The organism is Mycobacterium sp. KBS0706, assembly GCF_005938675.2.
GTDB lineage: Bacteria > Pseudomonadota > Alphaproteobacteria > DSM-16000 > Inquilinaceae > Inquilinus.
Genome location: NZ_VCCH02000033.1, coordinates 1 through 14,900, shown reverse-complemented (window position 1 = coordinate 14,900; position 14,900 = coordinate 1). Strand labels below are relative to the sequence as shown.

At 62.8% G+C, this 14,900-nt stretch carries 16 protein-coding genes; 5 read left to right on the top strand and 11 right to left on the bottom strand.

Annotation, left to right across the window (positions count from 1 at the left end; genetic code table 11):
* Positions 1–11: 11 nt before the first annotated feature.
* The 5 genes from FFK22_RS18775 to FFK22_RS18755 form a co-directional block, all read right to left on the bottom strand.
* Positions 12–209, bottom strand: coding sequence for a hypothetical protein (locus tag FFK22_RS18775; protein ID WP_138893057.1), 198 nt, complete (start codon positions 207–209; stop codon positions 12–14).
* Positions 210–242: 33 nt separating this feature from the next.
* Complete coding sequence (locus FFK22_RS18770; protein ID WP_138893058.1) at positions 243–644, bottom strand: type II toxin-antitoxin system VapC family toxin; 402 nt, start codon at positions 642–644, stop codon at positions 243–245.
* Positions 644–889 (bottom strand): type II toxin-antitoxin system VapB family antitoxin, encoded by a 246-nt coding sequence (locus FFK22_RS18765; RefSeq protein ID WP_138893059.1) that lies wholly within the window; start codon positions 887–889, stop codon positions 644–646. Before FFK22_RS18765 ends, FFK22_RS18770 begins: the two co-directional genes overlap by 1 nt.
* A 412-nt stretch (positions 890–1,301) precedes the next feature.
* Positions 1,302–3,818, bottom strand: coding sequence for an AAA family ATPase (locus FFK22_RS18760; protein ID WP_138893060.1), 2,517 nt, complete (start codon positions 3,816–3,818; stop codon positions 1,302–1,304).
* Positions 3,815–4,048, bottom strand: coding sequence for a hypothetical protein (locus FFK22_RS18755; protein ID WP_138893061.1), 234 nt, complete (start codon positions 4,046–4,048; stop codon positions 3,815–3,817). The genes FFK22_RS18760 and FFK22_RS18755 overlap by 4 nt, the downstream gene beginning before the upstream one ends.
* Before the next feature lie 110 nt (positions 4,049–4,158).
* Here FFK22_RS18755 and FFK22_RS18750 point away from each other — a divergent pair, with 110 nt between their 5' ends.
* Positions 4,159–5,451: a hypothetical protein gene (locus FFK22_RS18750; RefSeq protein WP_138893062.1), complete on the top strand. Its 1,293-nt coding sequence runs from the start codon at positions 4,159–4,161 to the stop codon at positions 5,449–5,451.
* Positions 5,452–6,226: 775 nt separating this feature from the next.
* On the top strand, positions 6,227–6,511 hold the full coding sequence (locus FFK22_RS18745; protein WP_138893063.1) for a hypothetical protein: 285 nt from the start codon (positions 6,227–6,229) through the stop codon (positions 6,509–6,511).
* A 126-nt stretch (positions 6,512–6,637) separates the two neighbouring features.
* Here the strand turns inward: FFK22_RS18745 and FFK22_RS43905 are convergent, their stop codons facing one another.
* Both FFK22_RS43905 and FFK22_RS44465 read right to left on the bottom strand, forming a co-directional pair.
* Positions 6,638–6,988, bottom strand: coding sequence for an ABC-2 family transporter protein (locus FFK22_RS43905; RefSeq protein WP_221938700.1), 351 nt, complete (start codon positions 6,986–6,988; stop codon positions 6,638–6,640).
* A gap of 41 nt (positions 6,989–7,029) precedes the next feature.
* A complete protein-coding gene (locus FFK22_RS44465) occupies positions 7,030–7,362 on the bottom strand; it encodes an ABC-2 family transporter protein (RefSeq protein WP_306770132.1) in 333 nt (110 codons plus the stop codon).
* Positions 7,363–8,142: 780 nt separating this feature from the next.
* Here FFK22_RS44465 and FFK22_RS18735 point away from each other — a divergent pair.
* Positions 8,143–9,468: a hypothetical protein gene (locus FFK22_RS18735; RefSeq protein WP_138893064.1), complete on the top strand. Its 1,326-nt coding sequence runs from the start codon at positions 8,143–8,145 to the stop codon at positions 9,466–9,468.
* 548 nt (positions 9,469–10,016) lie between these two features.
* On the top strand, positions 10,017–10,754 hold the full coding sequence (locus tag FFK22_RS18730; RefSeq protein WP_138893065.1) for a hypothetical protein: 738 nt from the start codon (positions 10,017–10,019) through the stop codon (positions 10,752–10,754).
* Between the two features lie 251 nt (positions 10,755–11,005).
* Here the strand turns inward: FFK22_RS18730 and FFK22_RS18725 are convergent, their stop codons facing one another.
* The 4 genes from FFK22_RS18725 to FFK22_RS18710 all read right to left on the bottom strand — a co-directional run bounded on the left by FFK22_RS18725 (position 11,006) and on the right by FFK22_RS18710 (position 13,843).
* Entirely contained in the window at positions 11,006–11,545 is a 540-nt protein-coding gene (locus tag FFK22_RS18725; RefSeq protein ID WP_221938698.1) for an RES family NAD+ phosphorylase, read from the bottom strand.
* 188 nt (positions 11,546–11,733) lie between these two features.
* Positions 11,734–12,171 (bottom strand): antitoxin Xre-like helix-turn-helix domain-containing protein, encoded by a 438-nt coding sequence (locus FFK22_RS18720; RefSeq protein ID WP_138893067.1) that lies wholly within the window; start codon positions 12,169–12,171, stop codon positions 11,734–11,736.
* A gap of 299 nt (positions 12,172–12,470) precedes the next feature.
* Complete coding sequence (locus tag FFK22_RS18715) at positions 12,471–13,034, bottom strand: hypothetical protein (RefSeq protein ID WP_138893068.1); 564 nt, start codon at positions 13,032–13,034, stop codon at positions 12,471–12,473.
* Between the two features lie 422 nt (positions 13,035–13,456).
* Positions 13,457–13,843, bottom strand: coding sequence for a single-stranded DNA-binding protein (locus tag FFK22_RS18710; protein WP_138893069.1), 387 nt, complete (start codon positions 13,841–13,843; stop codon positions 13,457–13,459).
* A gap of 724 nt (positions 13,844–14,567) precedes the next feature.
* On the opposite strand from FFK22_RS18710, the gene FFK22_RS43895 reads away from it, so the two are divergent.
* Positions 14,568–14,900: hypothetical protein (locus tag FFK22_RS43895; protein ID WP_221938697.1), on the top strand; the 333-nt coding region annotated here is incomplete at its 3' end.

Here is a 14,900-nt window from a genome sequence, read left to right as displayed (position 1 = left end):
CGACCCTCGAGTCAGTCGTCCAGATCCTGCAGCAGCGCGGTGGCGACCGCCCGGACCGCGGAGGGCCGAATACCGGTGAGTTCTACGATCCTGCCCGTCGGGTGGCCTGCCCGTAGCAGCGCGAGAATCGACTTGGTTTCGTCCCAAGTCAGATCCCGCCGCTCCTCTTCGGCCATCGCGGCATCCGGTTCGTCGGGCTTGGGGTTCATCGTACCCTCCTTCGGTGCTGACGACATCGTCACTCAGGCAACGGCGATGTCGGTCCTGGAGAAGTCGTCGCCCTTGAACAGCAGGGGCGAGCGGTAGTAACGGGCGCAGGCATAGGCGAAGCAGTCGCCCATGTTGAGCTGCGCCGGATGGCCCCGTCCCTTCCCGTACCGGGCAAAGGCATCGAGTGCGATGGGACCGGCGGAAGCCGGTATCGACAGCACGTTGATACCCATCAGGTCCAGGAAGCGAGCGACGGCATTTTGCGCCACATCAACTTCGAGGGCGAGAACCCGTGAAACGGCCGCGGCCGTCTCGAACACGGCGATTGGCGAGGTGATGGGCTTGCTGCCGCCGGCGGACAGCCGGCTGGCGAGGGTCGCCGCATCGGTTTCATCGGTCATCATGGCGACCAGGGCGGACGCATCGACGAACATCACGCGTTCCCGCTCAGATCGTCGAAGAACGCCTTATCGGCGGGCTGGCCCTTCGCGGGATTGCCGAGCTGGCGCAACTCGCGGCAGAATTGCACGGCGAGGTCGGCCTGTTTTGGCTTGGAGCGCTCGCGGTCCAGTTCATGCTGCAGAGCCTCATGGACCGCATCAGTCAGACCGATACCCTTTGCCTTCGCAAGCTTGCGAGCCAAGGCGTCGGTCTCCCTATTTTTGATGTGAAACGCCATGGTGTATCCTCACTGGTGTAGCCGTCTATCCAATGTAGTGTATCCCACAATTAAAGTCACGAGACGGAGCGAGCGAGCGCCTGACGAGGCAGGCGTTCGCCCCGCCCTGACGGATAGGTCATGAGCCTGAGGCCCATGTGGCCCATCAACGCCTCGAGGGCGTACTCGGGATGAATATGGGCGGATGTGCGGCAATGGCGCTTCCAATGGAGGAGTTTGTACTTTCTCGCGCGGCCATTTTCCATAACCAACATTATCCGACTGTTAAATGTGAAGCATGCACATGCTCAATACGGCCTGCACGAGAAGCCGAAATTGGGATTGCTCTCCGAACCCGAAGTTGGCCGACGGGCCGGAATGTGAGCATTCCGGCATTTTAGGCGCGGGGGCAGCGCTGAGCTCGGCTCTAAGATCACTTGGCGGCGGGCTCTACCGCTTCCTCTTTTGGCGCGTCGGGTGAGGCGGCGGGCTTGGCTCCCGCCGGTTTGGGAATCAGGTTCAAGCTGGCGTCGCCGCACGAGCAGCAGAGCTGCTCCTTCGGCTTGTACTCCGGCGTGACCCACAGTAGCTCCGAGCAGTTGGCGCATTCGAACTGCGCCACGAACGCCTTGTGGGCGTCGACCACGTGTTGGAAGTCCTCGCGCGTCAGGTCGGCCCAAGGGTTGTAGTGGACGCCGGCGTTCAGCTGCCACTGATCCACTTTGGCGGCCTCCCGCGCGGCGGTGAAGGCGGCGGCCCGCTCGCCGATGGCGGTCACCAGGTCCTGCTTGTTCCAGGAGTTGGCCGACGCCTTGGCCTTCTTGAAGGCATCGGCCAGGGCGTTGGAGGCGCCGGTGAACAGGTCACCGACGCCGAAGTTGCCGTCGCCGCGATACTCGACCGTGCCGCGCAGCCGGTGGCACATCTCCCCAGCGAAGTATTCGAGGTAGTGGCGCAGCGCCGCCGCCGCCGGCTGGACGTCGCCCTTGGAGAGGTGAGCGTCGATCTCCTCCCACACCCCGGCGTTGGTCCATTCGGCCGGTCCGGTATCGACGCTCCAGTTCTTGAAGTGGGCGAAGCTCTTCCCCTTGATCAGGCCCTCGGCCTTCATGTGCCGCAGCCACACCTCGTCGTGTGTGGTCAGGATGAACTGGCTCTTGGGGAAGCGCTTCTTGAGCAGGGCGCACACCTCTCGGCGGTGTCCCCGGTCGACCGACATCAGCACGTCATCGAGGACCGCGAAGGTGAAGTTGTCGCCGAGCAGGTGGCTCATCAGCGCCAGGTACAGGCAGAGGCCCATACCGTCCTGATGGCCTTCGCTGTGGAAGGCACCAGGCGGGAACTGGCCGCGGCCATAGAAGTCGACGTTGAAGCCGAGCTTGCCGAGCGAGGGCAGCAGCTGGGCCGTGAACTTGCCCTCGTCGGGCTTGTTGATCTCGCGATAGAGGTCCGAGAACGTGCCCTCGACCTTGGCGTAGATCGCCTCTAGCGCCGCTGTCGTCGACGTTCCGTAGATGTCGTAGACCCGGGCCGCCAGCGTGGCATTGGCTTTGGCGGTTTGGTGCGCCTCCTTCGCCTCCCGGTAGGCTTTCAGCCGCGCCTGAGCGTTTAGCAGGAAGGTGCGGGCGCCGACCTCGGCGTTCGGCTCCGGCACGGCCTTGATGGCGGCCTCGGCCAAATCGAGCTCCGCGCCGAGCGGCGCGATCTCGAACCCGGCCTCGACGATCGCCAGGGTGTCTTCGAGAGGCAGCAGCTTGTTCAACTGCTGGTAGCGGCCGTCCAGCAGGACGCGGTAGTCGGCCAGTACCTTGAGCTCGAGCTTGGGCTCGAACATCGCCCGGTAGGGCAGGATGGTCCGGATGGCCGATCCGGCGGCGGTGACCGTGTCGAGCAGAGGCGCGATCTCCGTCTCGAGGGCTTTGCGTTGCTGGGCGACCTCGGTCAGGTGGTCGAGCTTGCCCTTCAGGTGGGCGGTGAAGTCGTCGGGCGTCTGCGGCGTGTCGCACACCGGGCAGTGCTCGTCGTCGTAGAGGTCGAGCGCCGTCTTCAGCAGTGTCTCGCGCTTGACCTCGTTGGCGGCGTCGGCGTCCCCGGACAGCGCCGCGGTCGACTCGGAGATCTTAGCGCACCGGGCCTTCACCTCTTCGCCGCCCAGGGTCGTCAGCGCGGTGCGCAACGTCGCCAGGTCCGCGGCGGCTTGCGCCTTGGGGACCTTCTGGACGGCCCCCTCCCCTTCGGCCTGGAGGCCGTCCGCCAGATCCGTCGTCGCCGTCAGGTCATGGAGCGGCGCCAGACCGAGCAAAGTGCGCTTAGGATTCACCGCGTCCAGCACGGCCGCATTGCCGAGCTTCTCGATCCCGAGGGCGTCCAGCAGGGGCTGGGTCGCCGTCCGCTCGGCGCGTTCAGCCGGCGCCACGTCCTTGGCGCAGGCGTTGTTAATCTTGTTGAGGACGCCGCGCAGCTTTTCAACGTCGCTAAGGCGCAGCAGCGCCTGGACCTCGTCGGACCGGTCCCCAGGCTCGGCGATGATGTAGCGGATCAGCTCGCGGCGCGACAAAACGAACTCGGGGTGGAGTTTGACGTCGGCGAAGGCGGCCAGGACAACGGCGTCCGCCGGCTCGATGGTCGGCGCGGTGGCCGCTTTGACCGTGCGGGTGATGGATGCCTTCGTGCCCAGGGACGGCAAAGTCACGTCGAGCCGGACCCAGGCCTCCTCGGGCTTCTTGACGTAGTCGACGTGCGGCCCATGCTGCTTGACCGACAGCTCCTTGGTGCCGCGGCCGGACAGGCGCGAGAGATTGCCGGTCAGGGCGAACTCGATCGCGTCGACGATGCCGCTCTTGCCCGTGCCATTCGGTCCGCAGGCGGCGAAGTTCTCGCCCTTGGGCTCCAACTCCAGCTCAACGATCCCGCGGAACTTGCGGATGGTGATCTTGTCGATGCGGATCATGTCGCATCCGGGAACAGGATGGCGCGGATGGCCGGCTCGGCCATGACCCCGTCGCCGAGGACGAGGGCGCGCAGCTTGCCGGCCTTGTCCGTCAGGCCTTCGGTCTTCTCGAGCTCGTCGAAAAACGCGCCAAGCACGCCGCTCGCCACCGTGGCCACGGGCACGACGTCGTCGGCGTCGTGCGCCTGTTCTTGCGCGGGGTCCGCCTTTTGCTGGGTGTCGTCCGACATTTCCTTCCTCTCAAGATCATCCTAGCAGAACGGCCCCCGCCACCCAATCTAGAGCGGGGCCCAGCTCACGCTTGAATTGTGGCCCTGCCCCAATCACCGTGCCCGTCTCGATGCCCGCCAGCCGATCCGAATCCTTCCTGCTCCAGCTTGCCGAGCGGACCTTCCTGACGCCCTGGGCGATCCCCGGCCCGGCCTACAAGGCGGGCAAGGAGATCTCAGACCTCGTCATCCCGTTCGGCGATGACGTGATCGTCATCTCGGACAAGGCCTGCGATTTCGAAGTCGCCGACGGGCCAGAGCTCGCCTGGTCGCGCTGGTCGACGGCGGCGGTGGACGCCAGCCTGAAGCAACTGGGCGGCGCTCTGCGCCGGCTGGAGATGCCCGAGACCCGCGTCTTCGTGGACGCGGGCGCGCGCCAACCGCTCGCCTTCCCCTTGGCCCCACACGCCCGGCGCCGCTACCACTTGGTCGGTGTCGCTCGCCCGGCCAAGGACCCCGCGGTGCGGCCGCCGGGGTGGTCGCCGCTAAGCTATGACGATGCAGCCCCCGGCAAGCCGTTTACAGTAGGCGCGCTTGAGGTGCGGGGCCAGTTCGTCCACTTCTTCGACGGCGACGGCATCAATCTGCTGCTCGAACGGCTGGATACCGCCCCGGACTTCATCGCCTACCTAGCCTCGCGCGCCGCCGCTCTGGCCGGTGGCGGCGGGTTTTGCTTCCGCGAACCCGACCTCCTGGCCCATGCGACAATCAACTGGATGCAGGGGCTGGGGTATAGGGTTGACGGCCCGGGTCCCACGCTGTCGCGCCGAGTCGACGGCCTTTGGGACAGCTTCGCTGGGTCCGAGCGCGATCTGGCGACGGCCGAGAAGAACCGGCCGAGCCGACTGATCGACGCGATGGTCGGCGACTTCCACCGCGAGTATCTGGCCCTGCAGGCGGGCGACGGCCACCCCGACGCGCCCAACCATGAGGCTGGCATGCGCCTGCTGGCCCAGGAGTCGCGCTTCTCGCGCCGGATGATCGTCGGCGGCCTTCATGATCTGCTGGACGAGCCCAACCAGGCAACGTCCCGGGGGCTGACCCTCGAGAGCTCCTCTAGCCCAGGCGTCCGCTATGTGTTGATGACCTTTCCGCCACCACGACCCGGGGTGGCGATCGCCGACCACGACCGCTGGTGCCTGCAGGACCTGAGAGACCACATCATCGTCGCGGCCGATCGCTTCGGCGGCGACACGATCGTCGGGCTCGGGATCAACAATCGCGCCTGGGACGACCCGATCCGGCTGCTCCGGGTGTTCGACGCAAGGGATTTAACGCCTGACTATCGCCGGCAGGCTGATGCGCTGCGGGCGCGCGGCGTGTTCGCCGACCCTGAAGTGACCGAGACCGTGCACATACCCTAGGGGGCTGACGTTCACTCGCCCAACGCGGTCGGCAAACTGCCTGCCTGAAAGCAGACGTTCGCAATGTCCGCTTTGGAAAGAGCCGAACATCGCCGTGATCTCCAGTTTCGTGAGCCGCCGCAGCGACGGGGCAGTGTCTGGTTCGGAGCGGCCTGGACTGCTCCCGGATGTGGGCAAAGCGGACGCTGCGGACGTGCATTTTCTCTCCTGAGAACGTCCGCTCCTGGTCGGTAGCGGTCGGCATTGAGGTCCCACATTTTCCATAATCAATAACATCACACTTTACACTTGTTATTTTTGTGCTTGGCCGCCATCGGATTGGTCAATCCGAAGCGTGCACGTGCTACATCGGGCTTGCAGCCCAGCTCCTCGCCCCTATTCGGGCGTAGGGAATGCGCCATAATGACCTGATTGGAGAGCATTAGCGCTTGACCGCGCGAGCGCGGCATCTAGGCTCTTCTCTTTCGATGGGGAGTTTGGATGTCGCGTCACAGCTCTGCGCCCTTGCCTCGCGTCCTGTTTCATCGATCACGGATGCCGGTGCCGCAGAGCGCGCTTCAGAGGCCCTTCGGTCACCTGATCGCCCACAATCCCGCTGAGGTCGGCGCCTTCTGGTCGGCTGCAGATCCGGCTTTTCCGCGATGAGTGCGAGGCAGCCGACCTGCATCAAATGCTCGGCCTGGCGCCGCCACATGTCCACGAACTTCCGATCACGGGGTCGACGACGGCCGCGCATCGCCTGGCCGCGGTTGGAAGCCAGACGGTTTACTAGCGGATGACCAAAGCAACGACGCGCACGACTCTCGCGGCGATCGACGCCGCCTTGCGCCAGGTCGAGCACCTGAACGAGGCTCTGATGGCGCTGCGCGATCAGCACGCGGCCGCCGGCGTCGACGAGGGTGCATGGTGGAAGACGCCTGGAGGCCGCCTCAATGAGGCCGGCCTGCGTGCCATCCGGCAAATGTTCCGTGAGGGTCTGCCGGATTCGGAGATCGCGCGCCGCCTGAAGATCTCAAGCGCCGCGGCGTCGAGCCAACGACAGAAGTGGCTTAGCCGGTGACGCCGGCCAGCTAGCTATCGCCCGTCGCTCGGAATTCGTGGCGAACCGGCTTTGTCGCTCTCCGCGTCCCCGGCCCACGTATCTCGCACGAGTGGCACCAGAACTCTCCTCTCGGCGATATTCCGGTCAGCTCCCGGTCGACATGTAGTTCGACACTCCGTACCGCCAGGCCAGGAACGAGAGGGCCAGGAGGGCGAAGCCCGCGGCCGGCGTGACCGGCAGCAGCCAGTCGGGCGCTCCGAGCGGATCGGCCCGACCCAGGATGGCGAGCGCCGGGTAGTACGCCATGCAGGCCAGCGGCACGACGAAGGTCAGAAAGCCGCGGAACCAGCAGGCGTAGATCCCCAACGGGAACTGGCCCGCATAGGCGCCGCCATAGGTGAGGGCGTTGACGGCTTCGAGGCTCTCGATGGTCCAGAAGGCCGTGGCCGCCTGGAGGACGAAGAGGGCGACGAAGAAGGCGGTGCCGCGGGCCACCCTCCACAGGCCAGGGCGACGGCCTGCGGGGTCCAAGCGAACTACAGAGACGAGGTGGCGACCGCCAGGATGAAGGCCGCCTGCAGGAAGCGTCCGAACCGGCTGATGCGGAAGTCGTGGCCGACCCGCTGCAGGGTGGCCGAGCGCGGCCTGAGCAGCAGGCGGTCGAAGTCGCCGGTGCGCACGAAGTCGGTGCCGAACACGTCGAAGCCGCGGGTGACGAAGTCGGCGATGGAGAAGCTGATGTTTATCAGGGCGTAGAAGAACATCACCTCGCCGAAGCGCCAGCCCTTTACCGCCCCGAACCGGTCGAACAGCGCCCAGATCGAGACCATCTCGATCGCGGTCGCGGCCAACTGCCCGACGGTCAGCATCAGCGCCGAAGCCGGATACTGCATCTGGCTGCGGATCGACGCCGCGAAATAGCGGCCGAGCAGGGCGAGGCCGTTCATCCCCCTACCCTCCCTGGATTTCGAGGCGGCGCATGACGCGGCCCAACCACAGAGGGCCGCCAGGATCAGGGTGACGGTCCAGAACACCTGCAACCCGCGTCCGCGCTCGGCCAGCAGGTCCCCAACATCCAGATAGCTCAGCGTGAACCACCGATACATCCAGACCGCCCGCTGGATCACGTCGGGCGGAAAGCGATAGCCGGTGTAGTTGGGCGCGGTCCCACCCCTACCCTGCTCACTCCTGGCCGCCAACCCGCCGCGTGACAAGCCCCGCCGAGCGAGTTCTCGACGTCGCGGCAGCTCAGGGAGAAGCGGAGACCCATCCAAACGGCACGTTCGAACACGCCCGATGAGAACGATAGCCGGAATAGCAGGTGGCTCGCAACGGGCGACCGCTAGCGCATAGCAAGACAATCAACGCGACAAATCCAGAGCCCATGCGCTCTCTCCCCGGATCGCCGTACTTGGAGGAGGATTTAGTTCCCCAAGAAAGCCGATTTACAATCAATCGTAAGACTGGTAGAATTCAGCCGGTTTAGCTAGGAATTGCATATCTCAGCGGAAAGATCCGAGATCGCCCATTATTCACCGTATTGATGGCTCACAGTCGGCAGAGGTGGTGCGCGCAGAGATATTGATGCGAGGTTTGCCAGATGCTTACTCCAGATTTAAGTAGTCCGATCCGATGTGCCTGCGACGGTCATGCAAGCACCACTTGCTATTTGGATAAGCGCGACGATTTCACATTCACTTCGGGGGAATGGAAAAATGCAGCGGTCGAATGGCTATCTCTTGGTGTGCATGATAGCTGCCGTTGTTACAATTGGCGGCGTGAGCCCAGCAGTTTCTCAGAATCTAGAAAACTCACAATCGGCATCTCGTCGCATTCTTCACGCTTCTCTCTATCCGTATATTCCTGATGCCTCGGGCGCGTATTTTTCGATAGAACAGACATTCGAGGCGCTGAATCCAGAAATCGACCTTCGGATTTCACTAAATGCCAATTACTACTCCGAGGAAGTTAATGGGAGGGGGATACTCTATGAGAAGGCAGATGTGTATGAAGTCGACTCTGTATTATTTGCCGATTTTCTTCGCCTCAACAAGGCAGCACTGCTGCCCTCCGGATGGGCGGAGCAAATGGGGCCGCTCGTGCCTTGGGCAGTAAAAATAGCGCAAACCTCAGAGGACCAGTTATACGGGATCCCACATTGGCTATGTGGAAATTTCCTATGGTATCGCGCCGGAGATACTGAAATCTCGAAGATCCGAAACTTATCCGATTTGGAGCGATCTATCGGCCGGTCCCCTAGAAGAGAAGGCTCGCTGTTGATCGACCTCAAGGGTAAGTCCACGCTGGGCGAGTTGTACCTTGACGCGCTGATGGATCGTTATAACGACGGGAAAGCGGCACTTTCCCACGTCGATCCAGAAATGATTGATCCGGAGGCCTTGAGGGCAATCGAAAGAGCGTTGTTGCTCGTCGGCCCCGGTATGGGACGTGATGAAGACTATCACAATCGGACAGGATTTTACGCCAGACAGTTTGCCAGGGGCTCCGGCAGAGTATATGTTGGCTATTCTGAGCAGTTGTACTATGCGCTGTCTGAGTCAATGCAGTCTTGCCGCAAGGACGAGTATTGCCTTAAACACAGTGATTTGCAAGTCGCGGAATGGCCTATGTCCGATCGTGGATCCAGCCCGATCGCGTGGGTAGATATGTTAATTGTTGACGCTAATGCTTCATCGTCAACTCGCATGGACGCGGAGAAATTTGTCCGATTCATGATGGAGGTGGAAACATACCGGATGCTGCTCGTACCGGCGATAGGTTCGGGAGACGCGCCCCGCTATCTCCTGCCGGCACGCGAAGAGGCATATACCGACCCAGAGATTCTCGAAGCCGCTCCTCTATATACTGACCTTCGAAATAGAATTGATCGAGCAACGCCGTTGACCGATAGTAATCTTAATCGTCACCTCCGAGATATTGGTCATAATATTGACAAGTTACTGCCGGTTAACTGAGAAAGCTTTTAACCCAATCTCGTATTCTGCTGTTAATATTGCGGATATACCCAGGAAAAGTTGATTTCGTGTGAGCTACCCGCAGTTGTTTTGCCAAGGCGGCACTCATCTTCGCGGCTAGCACCGCAAAGCAGCGGCGCTGCCACCAGGCACTGAGTGGGATAGATCGCCCTGCTTTCCTCGCCTGATGCTACCCTGAAGCAGTGCGCGGTACACACGATCTCGGGTCCCTAACTGACCGCCAACTCGCCCACAATCGTGCCCAACGGCCGGACCGAGATCACCTTCGCCAACGGAACGAAATGTGGCTGCCGCCCAGGCCTTTCCCGGTAAGGAGACCGGAGCAGCTCGAGATTGATCGGCAGCGGCATGTATGGTATTTTTGGGGTTGCGATTCTGATGCATACTAATAGATCGAAATCTCGCGCTCGGTCAGGTAGCGGCAGTACAGTGCAATGCTTTAGTTTCGAAGTGGCATTGAGACTTGGTAGTCGTCCTGACAGCCCTAACTGCGCCTGCGCCTTGAGCAGTCATCGGGAGTTGGTCGCGTGAAGATCATCGTTTTGACTGTTCTTACTTTGACGTCATGCCATATATCCTATGCATTGGCGGCTGATCAGATTAATAATGCGAGATATATCCTAGATATTGTATCTAAAATACAGAAAATCGCAGACGTCACATCATCCTCACCAAATTACTCGGAGGACTTCAATTTCCCAACGTGGAATCAAGTGTCCGGTTCCTCTAATATTTCTAGGTCTGAAAACGTAGTTCCGCTTAAACCAGCGCTAAGTTCGGCAGAAAACGAAAATATCAAAGAACATTTTTGTCCATTGGTTATGTCGATGGTTTCCGGTGCCCTTGGTGAAAACGGATCCTCTCCTATCGACACAAACGCTTGGCCAATTGATTCATTTGGGCCTTCGATCAGTGACATTATGTTCAACCCGCAATGCGGCCGAACCACTGATAGCTCAAGAAGAAGGACATGCACGTGGACAGGTGGCGTATACGGTGAAGTCTCCGGCCTCGGAATCGAGCCAATAGGCAGCGATACCTCGAAGTACGGATCCATAGTAGTGATGGATCAGCTGGTTGACCAGTGCGAAATTCCAAGTTGCAAGTTTCATCATGAAGTCGGCGGACCGTTCGATCGGGCCAAGCACATGGAATGCGGAGAAAAAAAGAAGCGCTTACAAATATTCACCCTTTACGATCCTGCTTGGGGTACCGCACGTCTCAGTGTGAAGCAAACCGATTCTGTAGGCGTGGACGAACCCTAAATTATTCCATCACTGTCGGACCGATCGAGTGGTTGCCTGCGTTCACGGGCGCCTTGTCAACATCGGTGATGCGCACTCGGATTGTGCCGCACGCGAATCTGGAAACCAAGATCGGTCGTCGTGGGGCGCTTGGCCAGGTAGTCATCAGTCATCGTGTCGTCAGTCTTGCGCGAGCAGTCCGCGCACGGCGTAAATGGCCTCGCTCCATTTCTGTTTCACTAGGTTAAACACGCGCGCTTCCGCCTCGCCTCCTAGCCCGCCACTCTTTCCACCGTCGGTTCCGGGGTGCCCGACCAGGACACGCGCCAAACGGCCCCTTGTGCAACGGACTGCACGGCGTGGGGCCACAAAGCTACGAGGCATGTGCCCTCGGGATCTCGGACGGACGGATAGATGATGCCGTTGTAGCCGCGGGCCCTGGCTGCATCGGCCAAGGCGTTGCCATTAGGATAGCCGACGGCCGGGTCAGGATCGAGGCACTCGGGAGGCGGGTCCACTCCGCGGATGTCGATGAATTCGCCGGCGAAGCTGGCGAACAGTTCGGCATACTCGACAACGGCCCGGTAGTCGCGAACGCGATCGAGCTCCCGCGTGATGTGCCAGACCACCTCGCGGAGGCATGTGCACGTCTCGAACGCGGCGTACCAGGCACCCCGGCCCGGGCCATTGAAGCGGTTCAGCTCTCGGGGCCTGAAATAGGCAAATGCTGCATTAATGAAGCTGGCATTGGGGTGGACCCCGACAAACTCGTCGGCAGCGATCCCTTCCGCACCATGCCGTTTTGCCGCCATTCGGGCACTCGTCGCTCCTTCGATCTCGGCCAGGTCATCCAGTTGGTCAGCGTCTACCAGACGGAGAAGGACGGGATCGCGAAGGCGTGCGGTAGAGACCAGTCGAACGGTCCGCTGAAGGGCGAGCCGCTCGACTGGATAAGTTGGGTCCGGCAACTATCTGCTCCAGCGGTGACGGGCGCGGACGCTTAAAGGCCACCGCGCAGGGCGTCGACATATCTGCGGACTTCCAACATCACGGGGATGCCGCCTTCCCGCATTGTCTCCACCGGAGTCAGGTTTTCGAACAGGGGGCCCGAATTCGGCAGCTGCGGCCACCGATCGGCCATGTCGTCGGCGAACAGGAGGTGCAGACCCTTGTGGATGCCCACGAGAGCGGACACGCGGGTCAGTTGGTCCTGCGACAGCGACTGGTGCCACGATCCAGCCCGGATCCGATCCCACGTGCTGGTCGAGACGCCGAGCAACGCAGCGATCTGGTCTACGGTGGCGTTCCAGGCGGCAGCGAGATTCCGGATGGCAGTCAGTGCCGTCGGCGTCAACCGAGTCCGGTCCTCGTCGTTGGAAAACGTCTGGATCTGCGGCCGAGGCCTCCGGCCGGACGGCGTCTCAGCGAGAAAGGTCATGGCTTCACCTCATTTGAGGCATAGTGTGGCACCAAATGATGGACAATACAAGATGAGTCCGGAACGTCTGCTCGGGCGGGGTCTGTGCACATTCCCAGGGTCAGGCTACGGAAATAACCGTGAGCGGGATATCGCCAACCTGGGCCGGATTGCCCACAGGGAAACGGGCGGAGAGGCATTCCCTTGGCTTGGGGCCGAACCTGCCCCTCCGCCCTCTCGGCGCAACGCGCCTCGATCCCTGTGGACAATCGTCCTCTTGGTCCGGGCACCATGATGTAGGGCCGGCCCGATCGGGCCGGTCAGTGATAGGCCGTCCAGGCCAGCGCCTTGCCATCCCAAAGGGTGGCTGACCTGTACGATTTGACGCGGACGGACTGGCTGCCGCCGTGGACGCGTCGGGTGAAGGAATCGCCTTTGAATTCGTCGCTCGGCATGGCCTTGCCGGTGGCCCAATGCTCGCCGCCCTGGATCACCTGGCAGAGCTCCCGCAGCTCGACCGTGTTTCGGCCGATCAGGCGGATGACTTGGTAGAAGTTGACGTTGGTCTGCTCGTAGCCCCACATCGAGCAGAGGATGTGTCCTTGCTGCAGGCGGTGCGGCTTGAGCCGCGTGGCCTTGCGATCCGCCTTCGCCGCGATCGCCTGGGCGCAGGCTTCGAACAAGCTGCGGATCCGGGCCTCGCGCGCCTTGGCAGACGGGAAGGCGTGGCACCAGGTAGGCCTGGCGCCCGGCCGCTGGAAGGCGATTGCGCAGGCCTGTCCCCTGGCGTTGGTGAACAGGTAGGCGACCGCGCCGCTCGCCTTATCGGTGACCTTTACGGCACCTTCGGGCACCAGGGGCTCGCCGAGGGTGGGGATGCGCATGGCGGTATCTCCATTGAAGCCGGGTGCGCCCCCTTCCCTCCCCTTCCTGTTGAGAGCTTCGGTGGCGCATGCCACCGAAAGCGCCTGCCGAAGGGGCGAGGAAAGGAATTGGCGCCCTCTCAGGGGTCGGACGCGGGACGGGCGAAGCCCCGAGGCCGGAGCCACCCGGACCCACGCGGAGGCCGCAGGCCGAGCATGGGGAGGATGGCGAGGACCAGGCCCGGGTCGACAAGACGGCCGCAGGCCGGCGCCTGCCCCTGGCGCCAAGGGAAACCTTAGGTTTCCGGACGGGCCGGCCGCGGACGGCCGGCTGCGGAGGCGCCGCGGCAGCGACGTCCTGGAGACGAGGTCTCGGGAAGCTTTATCGGAACGGGCAAAGTGAATGGGCGCCTCCCGGAAAAGGCGCCCGATCGAGGTCGCGTTCAGAAGGGGATCTTGTCGTCGAGATCGTCGCCGGCGGGGGCTGGCGGCTGCGGCTCGGCCTCGCTGTCTTCGCGCTTGGGACCGAGGCGGGAGAAGCGGAGGGAGATGAGGTCGTGGGTGAAGACTGTCTCGCCGTCCTTGTCGTACCGCCCTTCCCGCATGACGCCGGTGACCCGGACCATATCGCCCTTGCGGACGTATTCGCGGATGAACTTCTGGGTCGGCTCGTGGAAGACCGTGACGGTGTTCCAGTGGGGGTCGTCGGCCCAATTGCCGCGATTGTCCTTGCGGCTGTAGTTGGCGCAGAGGCTGACCTTGAGGGTGGAGCCGGCCTGGCGGATCTGGCCGACGTTGCCGATGATGCTGAAGGTGGCTTCGCCGTACATTTGAGGTCTCCTCGGTTGGTATTTCGATGGCGCCGAAGAGGCAGGGCGGAACGCGCGCGCAACCGGAATCGCGGAGGGTCCGCACGGCGGAAACCGTTATTCCGGTTGCGCGAGGAAGCGGGCCGCTCTGCCAGGCGACAGTCGCGAGAAATTCCATCCCGGGGAGACGCTCGGCCCGGCGCAGCAGTTGGATCCATCGGTGACCGAAGGCCAGGTTGGATGGGTGCTTCCGACAATGGGTCCGCGGCGTCCAGGCTGCCGGCGATGTCGAGAGTTGGAGCGACGACCCTTGGATCCTGTCCCGTCCATGGGCCCCGCGGTCTGGCGCCGCGACGCTGCAGGGGTGACAGGTCATGGCACCGGCCTCTTCGGGAATGGGAGGAGAACTGAGGGGGGTTGAGCTGCGCCCGACTTCGATCCTTCTGGAGCTGCCGCGGGCCGTCGCCGCGACGACTTACGCCGACCCGGACTCACGGCCCTGGCAATGTGCCGGGAGTAGACGGCGATGACGTGCCAGTAGGCAGCCGTGGGCGCCTTGCGGGTGCGCCAGGATTGTTCGGCACGAATGCGGGCATCGTAGGCGAGATCTCGGAGCAGAGCCTCGATCTCGGCGCGGGTGTGCGCGGGGAGATCGAGGAGCCGTTGGAGCGAGGGAAGCGCCAGCACGGGGTTTTTGACGATGTCGTCCGGGCGAAGTCGCGACGATGCAGACCGGGTGTGGTCCATGGCAACGCTCCTTGGTGTGACTGAGGAAATGGCGAGGTCAGGACTCGCCGGCGAAGTTCCGCGGCGCGGGGCGATCTCGGTCTCGGCGAAGATGGCTCTGGCGGAGCGCGCGGAAACGGATCGAGGCGTCATGGGCGACTATGACGTGTCGGATCGCCTGGGTCGGGCCCCCGAGATAGGCGACCGCTCGCGGGCCACCGGGCGCCCAGGTCGCGCCACGGCGACGCGCCTGGCGGTGCAACTGGATGCAGGCGAGCGCGTCTGCCTCGGTGAGGCGGCAACAGAGTGTCAATCGGCGCACAAGATTGACCCCGGATCGGCGTCGAATGTT

Coding starts and splice junctions, on each gene's coding strand:
- FFK22_RS18720 (WP_138893067.1), bottom strand. CDS start 12,171: ATGACCTTTCTCGCTGAGACGCCGTCCGGCCGGAGGCCTCGGCCGCAG.
- FFK22_RS44465 (WP_306770132.1), bottom strand. CDS start 7,362: ATGCTGACCGTCGGGCAGTTGGCCGCGACCGCGATCGAGATGGTCTCG.
- FFK22_RS18765 (WP_138893059.1), bottom strand. CDS start 889: ATGGCGTTTCACATCAAAAATAGGGAGACCGACGCCTTGGCTCGCAAG.
- FFK22_RS18760 (WP_138893060.1), bottom strand. CDS start 3,818: ATGATCCGCATCGACAAGATCACCATCCGCAAGTTCCGCGGGATCGTT.
- FFK22_RS18770 (WP_138893058.1), bottom strand. CDS start 644: ATGTTCGTCGATGCGTCCGCCCTGGTCGCCATGATGACCGATGAAACC.
- FFK22_RS18755 (WP_138893061.1), bottom strand. CDS start 4,048: ATGTCGGACGACACCCAGCAAAAGGCGGACCCCGCGCAAGAACAGGCG.
- FFK22_RS18710 (WP_138893069.1), bottom strand. CDS start 13,843: ATGTACGGCGAAGCCACCTTCAGCATCATCGGCAACGTCGGCCAGATC.
- FFK22_RS18725 (WP_221938698.1), bottom strand. CDS start 11,545: ATGGCGGCAAAACGGCATGGTGCGGAAGGGATCGCTGCCGACGAGTTT.
- FFK22_RS18750 (WP_138893062.1), top strand. CDS start 4,159: ATGCCCGCCAGCCGATCCGAATCCTTCCTGCTCCAGCTTGCCGAGCGG.
- FFK22_RS18775 (WP_138893057.1), bottom strand. CDS start 209: ATGAACCCCAAGCCCGACGAACCGGATGCCGCGATGGCCGAAGAGGAG.
- FFK22_RS18715 (WP_138893068.1), bottom strand. CDS start 13,034: ATGCGCATCCCCACCCTCGGCGAGCCCCTGGTGCCCGAAGGTGCCGTA.
- FFK22_RS18735 (WP_138893064.1), top strand. CDS start 8,143: ATGCAAGCACCACTTGCTATTTGGATAAGCGCGACGATTTCACATTCA.
- FFK22_RS18745 (WP_138893063.1), top strand. CDS start 6,227: ATGACCAAAGCAACGACGCGCACGACTCTCGCGGCGATCGACGCCGCC.